18 protein-coding genes and 1 rRNA gene are annotated in these 18,809 nt (G+C 47.6%); all 19 read right to left on the reverse strand.

Annotated elements, in window-relative coordinates:
• Positions 1-584, reverse strand: a 16S ribosomal RNA gene (locus AC58UX_RS31215); the annotation flags it as partial.
• A 330-nt stretch (positions 585-914) separates the two neighbouring features.
• Positions 915-2,411, reverse strand: coding sequence for a lysine--tRNA ligase (gene lysS / locus AC58UX_RS31220; RefSeq protein WP_497259973.1), 1,497 nt, complete (start codon positions 2,409-2,411; stop codon positions 915-917).
• Between the two features lie 89 nt (positions 2,412-2,500).
• A complete protein-coding gene (greA, locus tag AC58UX_RS31225) occupies positions 2,501-2,977 on the reverse strand; it encodes a transcription elongation factor GreA (RefSeq protein WP_310502557.1) in 477 nt (158 codons plus the stop codon).
• A 222-nt stretch (positions 2,978-3,199) separates the two neighbouring features.
• Entirely contained in the window at positions 3,200-4,216 is a 1,017-nt protein-coding gene (gene dusB, locus AC58UX_RS31230) for a tRNA dihydrouridine synthase DusB (RefSeq protein WP_497259974.1), read from the reverse strand.
• 17 nt (positions 4,217-4,233) lie between these two features.
• The gene (locus tag AC58UX_RS31235; RefSeq protein ID WP_497259975.1) at positions 4,234-4,446 is read right to left on the reverse strand and encodes a helix-turn-helix domain-containing protein; all 213 of its coding nucleotides are present in this window, start codon (positions 4,444-4,446) and stop codon (positions 4,234-4,236) included.
• A complete protein-coding gene (gene folK / locus AC58UX_RS31240) occupies positions 4,428-4,943 on the reverse strand; it encodes a 2-amino-4-hydroxy-6-hydroxymethyldihydropteridine diphosphokinase (protein WP_497259976.1) in 516 nt (171 codons plus the stop codon). Before folK ends, AC58UX_RS31235 begins: the two co-directional genes overlap by 19 nt.
• The gene (gene folB / locus AC58UX_RS31245; RefSeq protein ID WP_497259977.1) at positions 4,940-5,308 is read right to left on the reverse strand and encodes a dihydroneopterin aldolase; all 369 of its coding nucleotides are present in this window, start codon (positions 5,306-5,308) and stop codon (positions 4,940-4,942) included. The genes folK and folB overlap by 4 nt, the downstream gene beginning before the upstream one ends.
• A gap of 40 nt (positions 5,309-5,348) precedes the next feature.
• Positions 5,349-6,173 carry a dihydropteroate synthase gene (folP, locus tag AC58UX_RS31250; protein ID WP_497259978.1) on the reverse strand — a complete coding sequence of 275 codons (825 nt, stop codon included), beginning with the start codon at positions 6,171-6,173 and terminating at the stop codon, positions 5,349-5,351.
• A 27-nt stretch (positions 6,174-6,200) separates the two neighbouring features.
• Positions 6,201-7,058, reverse strand: a complete 858-nt coding sequence (pabC, locus tag AC58UX_RS31255; protein WP_497259979.1) for an aminodeoxychorismate lyase — start codon at positions 7,056-7,058, stop codon at positions 6,201-6,203.
• 3 nt (positions 7,059-7,061) lie between these two features.
• Positions 7,062-7,643 (reverse strand): aminodeoxychorismate/anthranilate synthase component II, encoded by a 582-nt coding sequence (gene pabA / locus AC58UX_RS31260; protein ID WP_497259980.1) that lies wholly within the window; start codon positions 7,641-7,643, stop codon positions 7,062-7,064.
• 32 nt (positions 7,644-7,675) lie between these two features.
• Entirely contained in the window at positions 7,676-9,205 is a 1,530-nt protein-coding gene (locus AC58UX_RS31265) for an anthranilate synthase component I family protein (protein WP_497259981.1), read from the reverse strand.
• A gap of 130 nt (positions 9,206-9,335) precedes the next feature.
• Positions 9,336-10,277 (reverse strand): cysteine synthase A, encoded by a 942-nt coding sequence (cysK, locus tag AC58UX_RS31270; protein ID WP_497259982.1) that lies wholly within the window; start codon positions 10,275-10,277, stop codon positions 9,336-9,338.
• Between the two features lie 113 nt (positions 10,278-10,390).
• On the reverse strand, positions 10,391-11,341 hold the full coding sequence (locus AC58UX_RS31275) for a peptidyl-prolyl cis-trans isomerase (RefSeq protein ID WP_497259983.1): 951 nt from the start codon (positions 11,339-11,341) through the stop codon (positions 10,391-10,393).
• A gap of 73 nt (positions 11,342-11,414) precedes the next feature.
• Positions 11,415-12,281 (reverse strand): Hsp33 family molecular chaperone HslO, encoded by an 867-nt coding sequence (hslO, locus tag AC58UX_RS31280; RefSeq protein ID WP_497259984.1) that lies wholly within the window; start codon positions 12,279-12,281, stop codon positions 11,415-11,417.
• Between the two features lie 23 nt (positions 12,282-12,304).
• Positions 12,305-13,069, reverse strand: coding sequence for a type III pantothenate kinase (locus tag AC58UX_RS31285; RefSeq protein WP_497259985.1), 765 nt, complete (start codon positions 13,067-13,069; stop codon positions 12,305-12,307).
• On the reverse strand, positions 13,066-13,935 hold the full coding sequence (gene nadC, locus AC58UX_RS31290; RefSeq protein WP_497259986.1) for a carboxylating nicotinate-nucleotide diphosphorylase: 870 nt from the start codon (positions 13,933-13,935) through the stop codon (positions 13,066-13,068). Before nadC ends, AC58UX_RS31285 begins: the two co-directional genes overlap by 4 nt.
• Position 13,936: 1 nt before the next feature.
• The gene (gene nadB, locus AC58UX_RS31295; protein ID WP_497259987.1) at positions 13,937-15,547 is read right to left on the reverse strand and encodes an L-aspartate oxidase; all 1,611 of its coding nucleotides are present in this window, start codon (positions 15,545-15,547) and stop codon (positions 13,937-13,939) included.
• Positions 15,548-15,698: 151 nt separating this feature from the next.
• The gene (gene nadA / locus AC58UX_RS31300) at positions 15,699-16,637 is read right to left on the reverse strand and encodes a quinolinate synthase NadA (RefSeq protein WP_314800734.1); all 939 of its coding nucleotides are present in this window, start codon (positions 16,635-16,637) and stop codon (positions 15,699-15,701) included.
• Positions 16,638-16,837: 200 nt separating this feature from the next.
• On the reverse strand, positions 16,838-18,799 hold the full coding sequence (gene ftsH, locus AC58UX_RS31305; RefSeq protein ID WP_497259988.1) for an ATP-dependent zinc metalloprotease FtsH: 1,962 nt from the start codon (positions 18,797-18,799) through the stop codon (positions 16,838-16,840).
• Between the last annotated feature and the right edge of the window lie 10 nt (positions 18,800-18,809).

Genomic DNA, 18,809 nt, shown 5'->3' on the forward strand with positions numbered 1-18,809 from the left:
CTGCGCGCGCTTTACGCCCAATAATTCCGGACAACGCTTGCCCCCTACGTATTACCGCGGCTGCTGGCACGTAGTTAGCCGGGGCTTTCTTCTCCTATACCGTCACACAAAAGGCAGTTACTCCTCTTGCTGTTCGTCTAGGGCAACAGAGCTTTACGATCCGAAAACCTTCATCACTCACGCGGCGTTGCTCCGTCAGACTTGCGTCCATTGCGGAAGATTCCCTACTGCTGCCTCCCGTAGGAGTCTGGGCCGTGTCTCAGTCCCAGTGTGGCCGTTCACCCTCTCAGGTCGGCTACGCATCGTCGCCTTGGTGAGCCGTTACCTCACCAACTAGCTAATGCGCCGCAGGCCCATCTTTAAGCCACAGATTGCTCCGTGTTTCATAATTCTCTCATGCGAGAAAATCAGTTATCCGGTCTTAGCTATCGTTTCCGATAGTTATCCCAGTCTTAAAGGCAGGTTGCCTACGTGTTACTCACCCGTCCGCCGCTAGCTTATCCCGAAGAATAAACCCGCTCGACTTGCATGTATTAGGCACGCCGCCAGCGTTCGTCCTGAGCCAGGATCAAACTCTCCATAATAGAAAAGCTGACTTGCTCATTTTGATGCTAGCGAGATTAATAATCTCATTTATAGTCGATTGCTCGACTTACTTACTCACTCGTTGTTCAGTTTTCAAAGATCAATCACTCTTGTCCTACCCGCTCTCTTTCGAAAGCCGGAAGACCAATATACCACACTGAGTTTTTATTTGCAACCCTTAATTTCAGGTTGTTTTTTATTGTGTTTCTTGTGTTTCTCGTGTTGTCCTCAGCGGCAACTTTTATAAGATACCACAGACGATACTCACTTTGCAAGTCCTAATTTCAAAAAAAATTAGAGGCACCGAATGGCGCCTCTAAACAGGGAAATTACTCACCTTGGCGTTCACGCATCAACGGGAATAATAAGACATCACGGATCGATGGCGCATTCGTCAATAGCATTACCAAACGGTCTATTCCTATACCTAAACCACCTGTTGGCGGCATACCATACTCCAGGGCACGAATGAAATCCTCATCCATTTCATGCGCCTCATCGTTGCCCAGATCTTTTTCACGCAGCTGAGCCTCAAAGCGCTCTCTTTGGTCAATTGGATCATTAAGCTCTGTAAAGGCATTAGCGTGCTCACGCGCAACAATAAAGAGCTCGAAGCGATCCGTAAAGCGCGGATCCTCTGGGTTCTTTTTAGCAAGCGGAGAAATCTCTAACGGGTGTCCATAGATGAAGGTAGGCTGAATCAACGTCTCTTCAACAAACGTCTCGAAGAACTGGTTCACAATGTGCCCAAATGTCATGTGCGGCTCAACGGAAACCTTGTGCTCTTTAGCCAAGCCGTGCGCTTGCTCATTCGTCATATGAACGCTAAAGTCTACACCTGTGACTTCTTTAATAGCATCCACCATGGACACACGTCTCCAACCCACAGCTAAATCAACCTCATGGTCGCCATAAGGGATCGTCGTCTGTCCAAGCACTTCTTGCGCGATATGAGCAACAAGCTCTTCAGTCAGCTTCATGATATCTTTGTAGTCGGCATACGCCTCGTACAACTCAATCATCGTGAACTCCGGATTGTGACGCGTAGAGATGCCCTCATTGCGGTATACGCGGCCGATTTCGTACACTTTCTCTAGTCCGCCAACAATAAGGCGTTTCAAGTGAAGCTCGATCGCAATACGCATATGAAGCTGCATATCCAGCGCGTTGTGATGCGTGTTAAAAGGACGTGCAGAAGCCCCACCTGCGATAGAATGCAGTGTTGGTGTCTCCACTTCCAAATATCCTAGGGAATCCAAGTAACGGCGCATCGATTGAATGATTTTGGAACGAAGAATAAACGTCTTCTGGACATCTTGATTCATAATCAAATCGACATAACGTTGACGATAGCGCAGTTCAACATCGCTAAGGCCATGGAATTTATCCGGCAGCGGAAGCAAGGACTTCGTCAATACCTCAAGTGATTTCACTTTAATAGAGGTTTCGCCGGTTTTCGTTTTGAAAACGACGCCTTCTATCCCTACCATATCGCCTAAATCGAGAATATCAAAAGCTTTGTAAATGTTCGCATCAAGCGCATCTTCACGCACGTAGATTTGAATTTTACCAGTGATGTCTTGCAAGTGCGCGAAGCTAGCCTTACCCATGCTTCTCTTTTGCATAATACGCCCAGCTATACGAACTACTGCGTTCGCTTCTTCTAGGTCTTCTTTGCTCGTCTCTTGATAAGCAGTAAGGATATCCCCTGCTGAATGCGTTCTTACAAATTTGCCGCCGAATGGATCGACTCCGAGACCGCGAAGCTCGTCCAATTTGTTGCGCCTGATAACGAGCAGTTCATTTAATTCTAGTTCCTGGCTCATGCTTTCATCTCCTACGAAATTAGTTTTTAGGGCTGTGAACGGAAAAAAGCTTCCTGAGGGAAGCTTTCCAAAAGGCTTGCGGCTGCACGCTACTTTTTAATATCAACAATTTGATACTGAATGACGCCAGCAGGAACGACAACGTCGACGTTGGTGCCCTTTTGCTTGCCAAGAATAGCTTTACCCACAGGGCTTTCATTGGAAATCTTATTCTGCAATGGATCAGACTCAGCTGAACCAACAATGTTGTACTCTACCAAGTCACCATATTCCAAGTCTTTCAGCGTAACAATCGAACCAACACTAACTGTGTTAATATCGACATCATCGTTATTAATAATCCGCGCATTGCGCAGCATTTTTTCTAAAGTAATGATTCTTCCTTCAATAAAGGCTTGCTCGTTCTTCGCATCTTCGTACTCGGAATTCTCACTAATATCGCCATAACCGATGGCAACCTTAATTCTTTCCGCGACTTCCCGGCGTTTCACGGATTTCAGATGCTCAAGCTCATCCTCTAATTTCCGTAGCCCTACTGGTGTAAGAATGACCTCTTTTTCAGCCATTGCCAACTGATCTCCCGTCATGTGAAAGATTTTCATATCGTTGAATCGATGCTTCCTGCTAGGAGTTGGGTCTTTATAGAGCTGATTCAAGTAGTATGAATTCACGTTTCATAAATAAGTGGATTACTCATTAGTCTTTCAATATATGCAGGAACACATTAATATTGACTGATTATATTGCAACGGTTTCAAAATGTCAATGTCAACCATTGCTGCATGTTTTTAATGCAGCACGGCTGATTCTTCCGCTGCACCAGACGCAGAAGTCGTCGCAAGATGCTCGACATAGTCGTGTAAGGTACGAACCATTTCATCCCGCTTCAAAGTTTCCATAATGACATCCTTCACCCGAGCTGCTCCCGTCAAACCTTTGAGATACCACGCCATGTGTTTACGCATTTCTTTAATCGCTACATGCTCACCTTTGAGTGCGATCAGACGATCCATGTGTAAAATCGCGATGCGAATTTTTTCTTCCGCCGAAGGCTCAGGCGGCAGCTCGCCATTCTCTAGATATTGCACAGTACGATACAGCATCCAAGGGTTGCCTAACGCTCCGCGTCCAATCATGACACCATCTACGCCCGTCTCATCCAGCATGCGCTTCGCATCCTCAGGCGTTACAACATCGCCGTTACCGATAACCGGAATCGAAAGAGCTTGTTTAACCTCGCGAATGATGTTCCAATCCGCTTTCCCCGTGTAAAGCTGCTCACGCGTACGTCCATGTACGCTGACCGCGCTACCGCCGCCTCTTTCGACAGCTTTCGCATTTTCGACAGCATAAATGTGTTCGGAATCCCAGCCAATCCGCATTTTTACTGTTACAGGTTTACTAACGGCTGCAACAACTGTAGCGATCATCGCTTCGATCTTATCCGGTTGGAGCAACCAACGCGCACCAGCATCACACTTTACGATTTTGGGTACAGGACACCCCATGTTGATATCAATAATGTCTGCATTGGTTTGTTGGTCAACAATTCTAGCCGCCTGAACCAACGTCTCGGTGTCGCCTCCAAAAATCTGGAGACTCAGCGGTTTCTCGCGATCATCCACATACAACATCTCCATGGAACGCGAGTTGCCATGAACAATTGCTTTATCACTTACCATCTCTGCGCAGACTAAGCCAGTACCAAATTCTTTGGCAATCAAGCGAAACGCTGGATTACATACGCCCGCCATTGGGGCTAACACTACTTTATTGGGAGCTTCGACATTTCCTATTTTCAGCACCGAAGATTCCACTCCTCTCATTTCACAACTACTGCAACTAATTCATCCGGTTCTATGTTAAGAACTTGCGAAATATTTTGAATCATTTTACTATCTGGCTTGCGTGTTCCTCGTTCAATCGCCCCTAAGATGGCAATCGATACGCCTAATAAATCCGCCAATTCATTCTGGGTATAGCCTTTTAGTTTACGAAAAGCGCGAATGCGCTGTGCTATTGAGCTTTTTTCCATAGGATGACGCCTTCCTTTCCTTCCAGTTTCTCCAAGTGTGCAGAGATAGATTCGAATTGAGCGTCCTGCCGCGCGTAGAGAACCTCAGAGAGGGGGACTAATACAAAAGCCCGCTCATGCATCCGCGGATGCGGAATGATCAAGTCGGGGGTCGTTAGCTGATGGTCACCATATAGGAGCAGATCCAAATCAATCGTTCGAGGTCCCCAACGCAAGTCACGCGTCCGACCCAGACGGTTCTCGATGGCAAGCAAAGTAACTAATAACGCTTCAGGCGATAAATCAGTATGAATTTGAACAACCATATTTAGAAAAGCAGATTGATCCACATAGCCTACAGGCTCGGTCTCGTAGATGGAGGATTGCCCCGTCACGGAGATGCCCGATTCCTCATTCAGCGCTGCAATTGCACCCTGCAAATAATGTTCGCGATTATCAATATTGGAGCCTAATGCGACGTAAGCAATGCTCGTGGGTTCTCGTTCTTCGGCTGTCATTCCAATGCCCGCTTTCGATTGATCTCTATAGTAACACCGTCAAAAATAACGGCAAAGGGCGGATGCGGCTTAATAACGCGAACCGTCACTTCATTGATACTAGTATAAGTATGCAAGAGCTCGGATGCAATATTTTCTGCTAGCGCCTCGATTAATTTGTACGTACGCCCTTCAACGATCTCTTTAATTAGGAAAAAGGCTTCGCCATAATGAACGGTTTCTGTTAAGTCATCGCTCTTTCCGGCTTTATCTAAAGGGAGCATCAGCTCTACATCGATGTAGAAGCGTTGGCCCAACGTATTTTCTTCAGGGAATACACCGTGATTACCGAAAAATTGCATACGCGATAGCGTAATTTTATCCATTATAGAACCTCCAGAGGTAAAACATGATAAACCTTATATGTTAAAGGCTGCTGCGAATGATCGCATCGGTCATAACGGCCAACCGTTTAATCGCTTGGACGTCATGGACCCTAACGATTCCGCATCCTTGTGCGATGCCAAGCGCGACGGTTGCTGCCGTTCCTTCAAGGCGCTCCTCAGGAGGGAGTCCTAATGTGAGTCCGATGACACTTTTTCGCGATGTGCCCAAGAGGACCGGATATCCAAGTGCTAAAATTGAGCGCAGATTGTTCATCAAGTAGAGATTTTGTTGATAAGACTTAGCGAAGCCAATGCCAGGATCGAGAATGATGCGTTCTGGCTTAACGCCTGCTTGGATCGCATCGTTCGTGTATTTTTGTAAATCTGTGCTGACATCAAAAAGAAAATCGACATATTCTGAGCTTGTCCGATTATGAGTGATAATAAACGGACAATCGAATTCCGCTGCCACCCCTGCCATTTTAGCATCAGCTTGACCGCCCCATACATCATTAATGATATGTGCTCCCGCTTCTAAAGCTTGCTTAGCTACTTCCGCTTTGTAGGTATCAATTGAAATGGGGACATTGATTTCTCTGCGAATCGCTTCGATAACCGGGATAACACGCTGCAATTCCTCATCAGTTGTGACAGTTGCTGCCCCCGGTCGCGTGGACTCACCGCCAATATCGATGATGTCTGCTCCTTCCGCTACCATTTGATGAGCTTTGCGAAGGGCAGTCTCGACTTGGTTATAGCTGCCGCCATCCGAAAAGGAATCTGGCGTTACGTTTAATATGCCCATAATGATCGTTCGATCACCGATGGGCAGTTCGTGTCCTCTATAGGATAACACGTTCATCATGGATTCACTTCCTGACTTAAAAATAGTCTAGACATAGCGCTGCATTAACTGGCTGGTTATAGGACCTCGAGATCCGCTGCCCACCGTGTAAGCTTGTCCACTCGGAGTGTACAAGGTGGTGACAGGAACGATCTCTTGAATGGAATTCACAAGAAAGACTTCATCTGCGTCTACGAGATCTTCCCAGCGGTATAGGCTATCCTGAGCCTGCAGCTGCAGTTGATGTGCGAGATCAATAACATACGCTCTCGTGATGCCTGGCAAGATTCCGGTATCGAGCGACGGTGTGTAGAGGGTGTCCTTTTTGACGAAAAAGAGATTGCTGACAATCCCTTCTGCCACATAACCATCTTCCGTTAACATAAGGCCCTCCGCCCCGGTTGCCCATGCATATTGTCCAAGCTCTCTTTTAGCTAAAATGTTGTTCATATAATGAAAGGACTTAAAGCGATATAAGCCCTCAGGTGTATTGCGTGGCAGCTTCAGCAGCTGCAGGGCTTTGCCTTGAAGGTAGGTCCGCTCATCCCTAGGAGGTAACTGCTTGATGTAGATGATTTCTGTTGGCTGCGCATAGTTATCTGACGGTAACCCGAGTGCTTCCACGCCTGCGGAAAGGGAATAGCGGATATACGCATCGTTGAGATTATTAGCTTGGAGTAAAAGTTCGATTTGGGACGCCAGTTTGTCCAGATTTGGCTCATAGACGATGCCCAGCTCACGACAGCCTTCCGTTAAACGTGCAATATGCTGTGCAAGCAGGAAAGGCTTCCGGTCATACGTCCGGAATGTTTCAAACAAACCGATGCCGTAAAGAAAACCGTGATCATATACAGAGACCACGGCTTGTGTTTCTTCAGTTAAAGCTCCATTAATGGAGATGATCATGTGTTATGCTCCTGTTTTCGCTGTGCGGCGAAGGAAGTTGCGCAGCATTTGATGCCCATGCTGGGTGATGATCGATTCTGGATGGAATTGTACCCCTTCGATCGGATACTCTTTATGACGCAAGGCCATGATTTCGCCTTCAGCGGTTTCGGCGCTGATTTCGAGGCAATCCGGCAAGGTTTCTTTTTTAACAATTAAAGAATGATAACGGGTCGCGATGAAAGGTGACGGAAGTCCTTCGAATAAGGTTTTCCCATCGTGGAACATTTCCGAGGTTTTGCCGTGCATCAAGCGCTCTGCGCGAATCACATCGCCGCCGAAGGCTTGTCCAATGGATTGGTGTCCAAGGCAAACGCCGAAAATCGGGATAATCCCTTTAAAATGGTCGATCAGTGATAAGCTAATACCCGCTTCATTCGGTGTGCAAGGCCCTGGAGATATTAAGATATGGTCTGGCGCTAGCGCCTCGACGCCTGCCAAGTCAATCTCGTCATTCCGACGAACGATGACTTCCTCTCCGATCTCTCCCAAATACTGCACAAGGTTGTACGTAAACGAATCATAATTATCAATCACTAAAATCATTCTAAGCTCCCCTTTCGTCAGCCCACTCGGGCTTAAGCTCGGCTCATGCTCCGCTCGCTATACTCAATTGCTTTCCACATCGCTTTGGCTTTGTTCAAGGATTCGATGTACTCACGCTCTGGAATGGAATCAATAACGATCCCCGCTCCGGCTTGAATGTGACCCATCCCCTCCACGGCTACTAACGTGCGTATAATAATATTAAATTCCATATTGCCATTATAGTCAATCCATCCCATCGATCCTGTGTATGGACCGCGACGTACGGGCTCTAATTCTTCGATGATTTCCATGCAGCGAATCTTCGGCGCACCTGTAATGGTACCGCCAGGGAAGGTCGCCGCAATGACATCGTAGGCGTCTTTGTCCGGGGCAAGTTCTCCAACAACTTCGGAGACGATGTGCATCACATGAGAATAGTACTCGATGACCATAAAGTCCTTCACATGGACGGAGCCATATCGCGAGATGCGGCCCAGGTCGTTGCGCTCGAGGTCGACCAGCATGACGTGCTCGGCGCGCTCTTTGTCATTGTCGATGAGCTCGCCGGCTAGGCGCAGATCATCCTGCTCGTCCTTGCCGCGCGGGCGCGTGCCGGCGATCGGACGCGTCCGCAGGATGCCGTCCTCGAGCTGCACAAGCAGCTCCGGCGAGCCGGAGACGAGCGCGAAGCCATCGAAGCGCAGCAAGCCCATGTAGGGCGAGGGATTGACGACGCGCAGCGCCTCGTAGATCTCCTCCGGCGTCGTGCGCAGCTGCCGGCTCTGTCTGACCGACAAGTTGACTTGGAACACGTCACCTTGGGCGATGTAGGCTTGGATGCGCTCCACCGCAGCCATGAACGCAGCTTTGTCGAAGGCAGGCTTGATGCCTGCGATGCTTTCGACGTCGATCTGCAGCTGCTCGCGCGCCATCGCGGGTTGATCGGCACCGCTCAGCGGTGTGCCGGACCAGTTGCCGGCGCGAATCGCGTGCCAGCGAACGAGCATGGCTTCGGCGCGAGCGTGCGCCCCAGCGTAGAGCTCGCCGAGGTCTGCGCCTGGCGTGAATGGCGTGTGCACCGCGATGAAGAGGCTCTTCTCGGTGTGATCCAAGGTCCACACCTGATCATACAGCGCGAAGCTGTAATCAGGGATCGGCAGATCATCCTGCGATTGCTCTGGCAGCTCTTCGATAGTGCGAATCACATCATAGCTCCAATAGCCTACGCAGCCGCCGACAAATTTGGGTGCTCCTTGGACTTTCGGACTATGGTAAGCGGACATCCATTGCTTGACGACGTCTAGCGGCTTGCCTTGAGCGCGAGACATTGCCCCGTTGGCATGACTTTTGATTTCTGCTTCCAAGCCTGTTCCGTGAATCGTCGAAAAGGGATGCAAACCAAAGTGCGTATATCTCCCGCCCTTCCCGCTCTCAAGCACGAAGGAATCGGGCGAAGCTTCTTTCCACGCGTCCTCCCACGAGGCAATCCGATCATCCGCGAGTCCTAATTTAATCACATACGGCAGCATTGTGTAAGTTGACGACCACGTTTGCCATTGTTCCACTGTTGTTAAAATCATACTTGCGCTCCTAACTGAACATTGAAAAATCCGTTATTTCGTTGTCCATTAGTATACTCCAACGCTATACAGAAAAAAAGCCCCAGCTGTAATAGCTGAAGGCTTGATCTCTTGTGCATGGAATTCGATCTTATTGCTCTTCGAATTGGTACAACGGCGTGGAAAGGTAACGCTCACCGTTACTTGGAACGACTGCAACAACACGTTTGCCTGCGCCTAGCTCTTTAGCAACCTTCAATGCTGCGAAAATCGCTGCACCGGAAGAAATACCGCCAAGGATACCTTCTTCTTTAGCTACACGGCGTGAAGTTTCGAACGCATCTTCGTTCTCAACCGTAATAATTTCATCGAAAATATTCGTGTTCAAAATATCCGGAACAAAGCCTGCACCGATACCTTGAATTTTATGAGGACCTGGCTTACCACCAGAAAGAACTGGCGATGCTGCAGGTTCAATTGCGTAAATTTTGATATTCGGGAAGTTTTCCTTAAGAACGCCGCCCGCACCAGTGATTGTACCACCTGTACCGATACCGGAAATGAAAGCATCCAATTTACCATCATGAGCATTGATCGCTTCCACGATCTCTGGTCCTGTTGTTTCACGGTGAACTTTCACGTTCGCAAGGTTTTTAAATTGTTGTGGAATGAAGTAAGAAGGATTCTCTGCTTGAAGCTCTTCCGCACGCTTGATTGCACCCTTCATACCTTCTGCCCCTGGTGTCAGAACCAGCTGTGCACCATAAGCGCGAAGCAGGTTACGTCTTTCCAAAGACATAGTTTCAGGCATAACAAGAATCGCTTTGTATCCTTTTGCAGCTGCGACTAGCGCAATCCCGATTCCTGTGTTACCGCTCGTCGGTTCTACAATCGTGTCGCCAGGCTTCAATTTGCCTTCTTGCTCAGCTACTTCGATCATGGAGATGGCAATACGATCTTTAACACTAGCACCTGGATTCTGGTACTCTAACTTCACGTAAACCTCTGCACTGCCTTCTGGAACAACACGATTCAAACGAACTAGCGGAGTATCGCCAATCAAATCCGTAATGCTCTGTACTAATCTTGCCATAATGTTTCCCCTCCAGATTGAATATCAAATGATTTCCGAGTTGATTAGTGGGTATTAATAAGTCTAATCTTATCAATGCGCTTACAGGTTGTCAACCAAATTTTCACATTCCCCTAACGTAGTGTCGGATCGACTACACTAACCTTCCATTTGTCGCGCAGCTCTGCAACAACGTCTTTCAATGGAGGGGCTTGCTGCAGCGCAAGCTCTCTGCGCACATTCTCTTTGACGAACACCTGATCTGGGTTCTTTTTATCCCGGCGACTCTTAAGTAAGACAACTGCAAACCCTTGTGATACCGCTATGGGCTTACTCACTTCGCCAACCTTCAACAATTTTGCAGTTTCCAAGATAGGCGCCTCTACAAAAGGATCGTCATCTTCGATCCAACCCAAATCACCGCCGGTGTCACGGGTTGCATCATCAATCGATCGATCTCTGGCTAGAGTAGCAAAGCTCTCCCCTTTGGCCAGTTCCGCAATAACTTTCGTAGCTTGCTCCTTCGTGGTTACAATAATCTGCTGAATGTTGTATTCCGTTTCTTGTTTAAACTCATCCGCATGTGTCTTTATGTAGGTATCAACCTGAGCATCTGTGATATGGATCGAGGACGTCGCTAGCTTCTCTAGCAACAGCTTGCTCGTTACATCCTCTTTAATTTCCTGCTCGGACAGGCCAAGTTGACTTTGCATGGAGTCATAAAATTGTTGTTCGCTTTCGTACCCTTGCTGCATCCTTTTCAACTCACGGTTGATTTCCGCACTCTCTACCTTTGTTCCCGACTCATTTCCCTCTAGGCGAATTACTTCACGATCCAGCATCAGACTCAGCTGCTCTGCGCCATAATGACGCGCAAGCGCTGATTCAAGCTCATCCATCGTAATTTCCCGATTCCCAATTTTGGCGATAACTCGTGTTGACTTATTCTCACCCTGCTGTTCTGGTTCCGGTGATTGTCTTGGTTCTGATTGGTTGATGGCATGACTGATCAGCAAGGATGCGAGCACGAGAATACATATCGCCATCGCGATGATGACTCCCCACAATCGCTTTACATTGCGCATCCTATTTCCCTCTTTTACTTCCATATTGCTGCTTGCACCTGTGATGACTAGCTATACCAAGCAGATCCCCAGCTTATAGATCAATCATCCGTTGTAAGTCTTCGCCTTCATAGCGATATGCTTCATTGCAGAAATGACAGACGACTTCGGCAACTCCCTCTTCATCCAGGATTTCTTGCAGTTCTTGTTTGCCCAACGAAATCAGTGTCGATTCCACTTTCTCGTGACTGCATTTGCAGCGGAACATGACGTCCATCTCATCGAGCTTACGGAAGGATGGCAGCACCGTTTGTAAAATTTCTTCTAGTTGCAATCCATTGCCTAACATATTCGTAAAGGATGGGATTTGTCCTAACATCGCTTCGATCTCATCAATCTCACTATTCGTTAAACCTGGGAGCAATTGAATCACAAAACCGCCTGCAGCTAAAATTGTATGATCCTTATTTACTAATACACCAAGCGCGACAGCAGAAGGTGTTTGTTCTGACTTCGCAAAATAATAAGTGAAATCCTCAGCCAATTCGCCTGAGATCAAAGGAACGCTACCTTTATAAGGCTCTTTCAACCCTAGATCTTTCGTTATGTATAAAAAACCGTCCGTCCCCACCGCAGCGGCAACATCTAATTTGCCATTCTCCTTAAGCGGCGGATCTACCAAAGGATTATCTACGTAACCACGCACTTCACCCTTCGCATTTGCATCAACGACGATTTGCCCGATTGGGCCATCCCCTTTGACTTGCACGATTAGATGTTCTTCTCCCTTGAGCATGGCAGCTAGAAGAAGTGCCGCGGCTGCGGTTCTCCCTAAAGCGGCTGTCGCTGTCGGCGTTGTTTGATGGCGCTGACTAAGCTCATCTGTTATGAGCGTCGTCTGAACAGCGAACGCACGCACACGCCCATCTAGCGCTGTTCCTCGAATTAAATAATCACTCATGTCTTATTCCTTCCTTATACAACCTAGGCATTTTTCTCATAGATCATTTGTAAGCCTTGTAAAGTAAGCAATGGGTTCACCACTTGAATCGTTCGAGACTCACTGGAAATGAGTTCTGCTAATCCGCCTGTTGCAATGACCGTTGGATTCCCTTTAAACTCTTCAATTACTCGCCCGACAATCCCATCAACCTGACCCACATAGCCATAAATAATTCCCGCTTGCATCGCAGCAACGGTATTGCGACCGACAACACTTTTCGGCTTAACTAGCTCAATACGCGGCAGCTTCGCCGCCTTTTGGTACAAGGCCTCAGTGGAGATTCCAATGCCTGGCGCAATGGCGCATCCCACCAGTTGACCCGATGCATCGATGTAATCGTAAGTTGTAGCTGTACCGAAATCTACAATGATACAAGGAGCCCCATATAGCTCCAGCGCCGCCACCGCATTCACGATGCGATCCGCGCCAACTTCCTTCGGATTGTCCACACGGATATTCAGCCCCGTTTTGATCCCTGGTCCTACGATAAATGGCGCTCTCTTCAAGTAGTGTAAGCAAAGGTTTTCCATAGCATTCATCAGCGGAGGCACGACAGATGAAATGATGACACCTTCTACTTGTGAAAAGGTAATGCCCGAGTGCTGGAATAGGCTGTGCAGCTGCATGCCGTACTCATCAACGGTAGCAGAGCGGTTCGTACTCACACGCCAATGGTGCAAGAGTGTACGTTCTTTGTAGAGGCCCAGCACAATGTTCGTATTCCCTACGTCAATAACGAGAATCATAGCGCTGTCTCCTTCCGCTCATTCAAATCTAATGAAATATCCAGCGCAGCTACCGAATACGTCAATCTGCCCACGGAAATTACGTCTACACCCGTCTCAGCCATAGCCTTTATCGTTTGCGGGGTTACTGAACCAGAACCCTCTACTACAATATGCGGCGCTTTGCTTTTAATTATCGAAACTGCTTCTTTCATTTTGGCCGGCACCATATTGTCCAGCATGATGATATCCGCACCTGCTTGGAGCGCTTCATGAAGCTGGTCAAAGTTCTCGACCTCCACCTCGATCTTCATCGTGTGAGGGATGTTCTGACGAGCCGCTTGAACAGCTTGCGTGATGCCGCCTGAGCCTTTGATATGGTTATCTTTGATCATTACCGCATCATAGAGGCCAAAACGATGATTGTAGCCGCCACCAACGCGTACAGCATACTTTTCAAGCAAACGGTGCCCAGGCGTAGTTTTCCGCGTATCAACAAGTCTAGTCGGCAAGCCTTCTAACGCCACCACAAATTCATGCGTTTTCGTGGCGATTCCCGACATGCGTTGCATTAGATTCAGACTCAAACGCTCACCTAAGAGGATGCTCCGTGTGTTGCCCTCCACTTCAGCTAGTATGGTCCCTTTAGTAACAGACGATCCTTCAGCCACTTTTGTTTCAAAACGAAGAGAAGCATCGATCACAGCAAAAACCTCTTGCGCGATACGAAGCCCACAAACGATTCCATCTTCTTTGACGTGGATAATCCCTTTGGATACTTGTTCCAAAGGGATTGTTGTCAGCGTCGTAACATCGCCAGTACCGATATCTTCTTCAAGCCATTGGCGAATTTGCTTTCTTACTAATTCTATATTAATGTCCAACATGCTAAATCCACTCCTCAATCCTATCTTCCCCGCGCTGGAAAACAATATGCTTCTTCCATACCAAGTCATCCCGTTCTGGGAAATCTTCTCGATAGTGCCCGCCGCGGCTTTCCTCACGGGTTAATGCTGCTGTCGTTGTCAGAAGAGCAACGTTCAGTAAGTTGGCAAACTCATATTCCTCGCGTTTCGTCATCAAAGAATCAAATATCGACAATTGTCTCGCTAACTCCTCATGCCCCTTTTGCAACCCTTTGGCATTGCGCTTAAGACCTGCATAGCGAAGCATGACCTTCTGAAGTTTGAGCTTCTTCTCAACAACGGCTTGATTCGGAATTTCCGTCCGCGGCGCTTCAGATGCCATTCGGATCTGAATATCTCCCTCGAGGTCAGGTAATTCTTGAATTCGCTCAATAATTCTGCGACCGAATACGATCGCTTCCGATAAAGAGTTACTCGCTAAGCGGTTAGCGCCATGTACCCCTGTAGAAGACACTTCACCGCAAGCAAACAAGCGGCGAATTTGTGTTTCCCCATGCAAGTCCGTCTTCACACCGCCCATCATATAATGCGCTGCTGGTGCAACTGGAATCCAATCCGTGCTCATATCAAGGCCATAATTTAAACAGAATTCATATATCGTCGGAAAACGATGTTTAATAAACTCTTCCGATTCGTGTGTGATGTCGATATAAACGAAGGTTGATCTGCAATTCTCCATCTCATCTACGATGGCTCGTGCAACCACATCTCTCGGCGCCAGCTCCAGCTGCGGATGGTACCGATCCATGAAGCGCTCTCCTTTGATGTTACGCAAATAAGCACCCTCGCCTCTCACCGCTTCGGAAATTAAAAACCGCGGTGCGCCTGGGTAACATAGCGCTGTCGGGTGGAATTGTATGAATTCCACATCCTGAATTTGCGCGCCAGCGCGATGAGCTATCGCAATCCCGTCTCCCGTGGCGATATCGGGATTCGTTGTGTAGCGGAACAGCTGTCCCGCGCCACCGGAGCAAAGGATCGTGGCGTTGCCGCGCACAAACACGCGCTGTCCGCCCGGCTTCTGAACGAGCGCGCCGTAGCATTCGCCGTCTTGTGTAATCAGGTCGATCACGAAGTGATCGTCCCATATTTCAATATTCGGATCTTGCTTCGTACGCTCCGACAATGCTCTAACAATTTCTGCGCCTGTCGCGTCGCCATTGGAATGCAAAATACGACGTTGACTATGTGCCCCTTCTTTGGTTAAAGCAAACTCCCCATTCTCTAGATCGAACTGGGTTCCCATACGGATCAAATCCTGCACGCCATCAGGTCCTTCATGCACCAAGACATCAACTGCATCTGATGAACAGAGTCCCGCTCCTGCGATGATCGTATCCTGACGGTGATACTCTGGCGAATCTTCATCCGAAATAACGGCCGCAATCCCACCTTGCGCATAGCGTGTATTGCTATCGAGGAGAGACTTCTTCGTAATCATAAGGACTTTTTTAGTCTCGCTGGCACGCAGCGCTGTGAATAGACCAGCAATACCTGCACCTATAACAATTACATCTGTATGTATATGAGGAATGGACTCTAAATCAACATCTACGAGATATCTAGGAATCATGACGTTTCACCTGTTTTCCACCATTAATACTCGTAAAGCAACGATAGCTCGTCCGTGATAAGCTCATTCATAGCCCATCTTCGGATAGATACTAGCCTTGCTTTACGAGGGAACCTATTCACCTATTCGCCAGACAAGAGAGTAGCGCATGCTACTTAACTTGTAACATGCGCTCTAAGGACAATCTTGCTTTATCTGCTACGTCTTCAGGTACATAAATCTCTGGCTGCATCGTTTCCAGACATTTCACGATTTTCTTCAAATTATTCACTTTCATATTCGGGCATACTAGATATTTGGTAGCAAAATGAAATTTCTTATTAGGGCTATCTAGGCGCAGCTGATAACCAGTTCCATCCTCAGTGCCAACAATGAACTCTTGGCAGTCGGACTCTTTGCAATATTTAATAATCGCCGTCGTGCTGCCTACAAAGTCTCCTAGCTTTACTACTTCTGGGCGACATTCAGGGTGAACAACGAACTGTGCGTTCGGATATTGGGCTTTCATTTCTTCCACATCTTTAACGGTTAGCATATCATGCGTATTGCAATAACCTTCCCAGATGATCACTTTTTTGCTTGTGAATTTTGATACATAGTCACCTAAATTTTTATCAGGTACCCAAATGATCTCATCGGAATCGACGGAATTGATGACATTAATCGCATTCGCAGAGGTACAGCAGATATCTGTTTCTGATTTCACATCGGCCGACGTATTGATGTAAGCAACAACCTTGGCCTTCGGATGCTGACGTTTAAGGGCACGCAGACCTTCAACATTCACCATATCCGCCATTGGGCAGCCAGCGCGTTCGTCTGGAATGATCACCGTTTTATTCGGTGCAAGAATCTTCGCACTTTCTCCCATGAAATGAACACCACAGAATACGATCACATCGGCATCGGTTTGCGCGGCCTTCTGAGCAAGCAAGAAGGAATCCCCTCGAAAATCCGCTACCTCTTGAACTTCGTCACGCTGATAATAATGAGCAAGAATAATAGCATTTCGTTCTTTCTTCAATTGTAACAGCCGTTCTTTAAGCTCACGGTTCTGTTCCGCTTTGCGTTCTAGTGCTAAGGCTTCCATGGTGCTTCCTCCCCTATCTGGGACGTAAGATGATCTCATCGTCTATCTAAAAGTAGTATGATCTAAAAACAATAAAATTAGAGATTTACAACTAATTTACACATTCTCACATCGCCTGTCAATGCGCAAATACGTTAAAAAAACTCGGAATTCCGCGCACACTTGACGTGTACAACGGATTTCCGAGTTCGCATTGCTACTTACTCTTCTGTTGGATCGGATTTCGTATCTTTAATCTCTTTGTCCTTGTCAAACTCCAGCTTGTTGCTTTCGCTAGCTTGGCTTTGACCTTGGATCGTGACTTTCACGTCTTCCTCATCGGAGCTAGTGTTCAGCTTGCCCTTTTCCAAAAGCTCGATGATTTCATCTTTATCCAACGTTTCTTTTTCAAGCAACGTTTTGGCAACGAGGTGCATCTGATCCGCGTGCTCCGTAAGAATCGTGCGTGCACGTTCGTAGCAAGAACGAATCAAGCTTTGCATCTCTTGATCGATCTCGTAAGCAATCGCATCACTATAATTTTGCTCGTGTCCGATATCGCGGCCCAAGAAAACTTGACCTTGGGAGCTGCCGAATTGCATCGGTCCAAGCTTATCGCTCATACCGTATTCCATGATCATGCGACGAACGATTCCCGTCGCTTTCTGGAAGTCACTGTACGCGCCAGTGCCAATTTCGCCGATGAACAATTCTTCGGCAACACGGCCACCTAGAAGTCCAGTTACTTTGTCCAGAAGCTCATTCTTCGTTTGCATCATGCGATCTTCGCCCTCTTTAGGGAGCATCATCACATATCCGCCAGCGCGTCCGCGCGGTACGATCGTAACCTTATGAACCATGTCCGCATTCTCTGCATGATAACCGATAATCGCGTGTCCAGCTTCGTGGTACGCTACGATACGCTTCTCAGTTTCAGAGATGATACGGCTTTTCTTCTGTGTACCTACAATAATACGGTCAAATGCTTCTTCGATCTCAGCCATCGAAATATCTCTACGATTACGACGTGCTGCGATCAAAGCTGCTTCATTCAATAAGTTTTCCAGATCAGCACCTGTAAAACCAGTTGTGTAACGTGAAAGTGAATCTAACTTCACATCTTTCGCAAGCGGCTTGTTACGTGCATGAACCTTCAATACAGCTTCACGGCCTTTGATATCCGGACGATCTACCGTAATTTGACGGTCGAAACGGCCAGGACGCAACAAGGCAGGGTCAAGAATATCAGGGCGGTTCGTTGCAGCTACGATGATAATACCTTCGTTTGCGCCAAATCCGTCCATCTCAACAAGCAATTGGTTGAGCGTTTGCTCGCGCTCGTCATGTCCGCCGCCTAAACCAGCGCCACGTTGACGACCAACCGCATCGATTTCATCGATAAATATAATACAAGGGGAGTTCTTCTTCGCATTCTCGAACAAGTCACGAACACGGGATGCGCCGACACCGACGAACATCTCAACGAAATCAGAACCGGAAATACTAAAGAAAGGAACGCCAGCTTCACCAGCAACTGCACGAGCAAGCAACGTTTTACCTGTTCCTGGAGGACCGTTCAAAAGAACACCCTTAGGAATTCTAGCACCAACAGCCGCGAACTTGCGAGGATCCTTCAGGAACTCAACAACCTCGATCAACTCTTGCTTCTCTTCATCTGCACCTGCCACGTCTTCGAAAGTGACACGCTTTTTCTCCTCGTTATACAGGCGCGCACGGCTCTTGCCGAAGTTCATCACTTTACCGCCGCCGCCTTGTGCTTGGTTCAATAAGAAGAAGAACAAAATGAAGATAATGACGAATGGAATAATGGACGTAAGAAAGCTAATCCAAACGCTGTCGCGTTCCATCGGCCCGTACTCTTCCGTTGGTACGCCGTTCGCTTCAATCATTTGTACTACTAACGGCTCGTAAGGAGCATGTGTTTCAAAGCTCTTCTTATCTGCGCCATTAGGCGGGTTAATATACTTACCTTTAATGGAGTAGGTATACCCATCGAACTTTAATACTACAGACTCTACATTTTTGTTTACAACTGCTTGTCGGAATTTATCGTAAGTGATTAACTCCTTCTGTTCATTCTGCGTACTGATGAAATGAACGATCCCCACGGTAACCAAAAATATAAGCAAATAAAAGCCGGTATTCCGGATAATTCGATTCATAACGAGCCTC

The sequence above is a fragment of the Paenibacillus sp. J22P90 genome, from assembly GCF_059692195.1.

Excerpts from the sequence above, each read along its gene's own strand:
- folB (WP_497259977.1), bottom strand. The coding sequence starts at position 5,308 with ATGGATAAAATTACGCTATCGCGTATGCAATTTTTCGGTAATCACGGT.
- AC58UX_RS31275 (WP_497259983.1), bottom strand. The coding sequence starts at position 11,341 with ATGCGCAATGTAAAGCGATTGTGGGGAGTCATCATCGCGATGGCGATA.
- AC58UX_RS31285 (WP_497259985.1), bottom strand. The coding sequence starts at position 13,069 with ATGATTCTCGTTATTGACGTAGGGAATACGAACATTGTGCTGGGCCTC.
- pabA (WP_497259980.1), bottom strand. The coding sequence starts at position 7,643 with ATGATTTTAGTGATTGATAATTATGATTCGTTTACGTACAACCTTGTG.
- cysK (WP_497259982.1), bottom strand. The coding sequence starts at position 10,277 with ATGGCAAGATTAGTACAGAGCATTACGGATTTGATTGGCGATACTCCG.
- nadC (WP_497259986.1), bottom strand. The coding sequence starts at position 13,935 with ATGTTGGACATTAATATAGAATTAGTAAGAAAGCAAATTCGCCAATGG.
- AC58UX_RS31235 (WP_497259975.1), bottom strand. The coding sequence starts at position 4,446 with ATGGAAAAAAGCTCAATAGCACAGCGCATTCGCGCTTTTCGTAAACTA.
- folP (WP_497259978.1), bottom strand. The coding sequence starts at position 6,173 with ATGATGAACGTGTTATCCTATAGAGGACACGAACTGCCCATCGGTGAT.
- folK (WP_497259976.1), bottom strand. The coding sequence starts at position 4,943 with ATGACAGCCGAAGAACGAGAACCCACGAGCATTGCTTACGTCGCATTA.
- nadB (WP_497259987.1), bottom strand. The coding sequence starts at position 15,547 with ATGATTCCTAGATATCTCGTAGATGTTGATTTAGAGTCCATTCCTCAT.
- pabC (WP_497259979.1), bottom strand. The coding sequence starts at position 7,058 with ATGATCATCTCCATTAATGGAGCTTTAACTGAAGAAACACAAGCCGTG.
- ftsH (WP_497259988.1), bottom strand. The coding sequence starts at position 18,799 with ATGAATCGAATTATCCGGAATACCGGCTTTTATTTGCTTATATTTTTG.
- lysS (WP_497259973.1), bottom strand. The coding sequence starts at position 2,411 with ATGAGCCAGGAACTAGAATTAAATGAACTGCTCGTTATCAGGCGCAAC.
- AC58UX_RS31265 (WP_497259981.1), bottom strand. The coding sequence starts at position 9,205 with ATGATTTTAACAACAGTGGAACAATGGCAAACGTGGTCGTCAACTTAC.
- nadA (WP_314800734.1), bottom strand. The coding sequence starts at position 16,637 with ATGGAAGCCTTAGCACTAGAACGCAAAGCGGAACAGAACCGTGAGCTT.
- greA (WP_310502557.1), bottom strand. The coding sequence starts at position 2,977 with ATGGCTGAAAAAGAGGTCATTCTTACACCAGTAGGGCTACGGAAATTA.
- hslO (WP_497259984.1), bottom strand. The coding sequence starts at position 12,281 with ATGAGTGATTATTTAATTCGAGGAACAGCGCTAGATGGGCGTGTGCGT.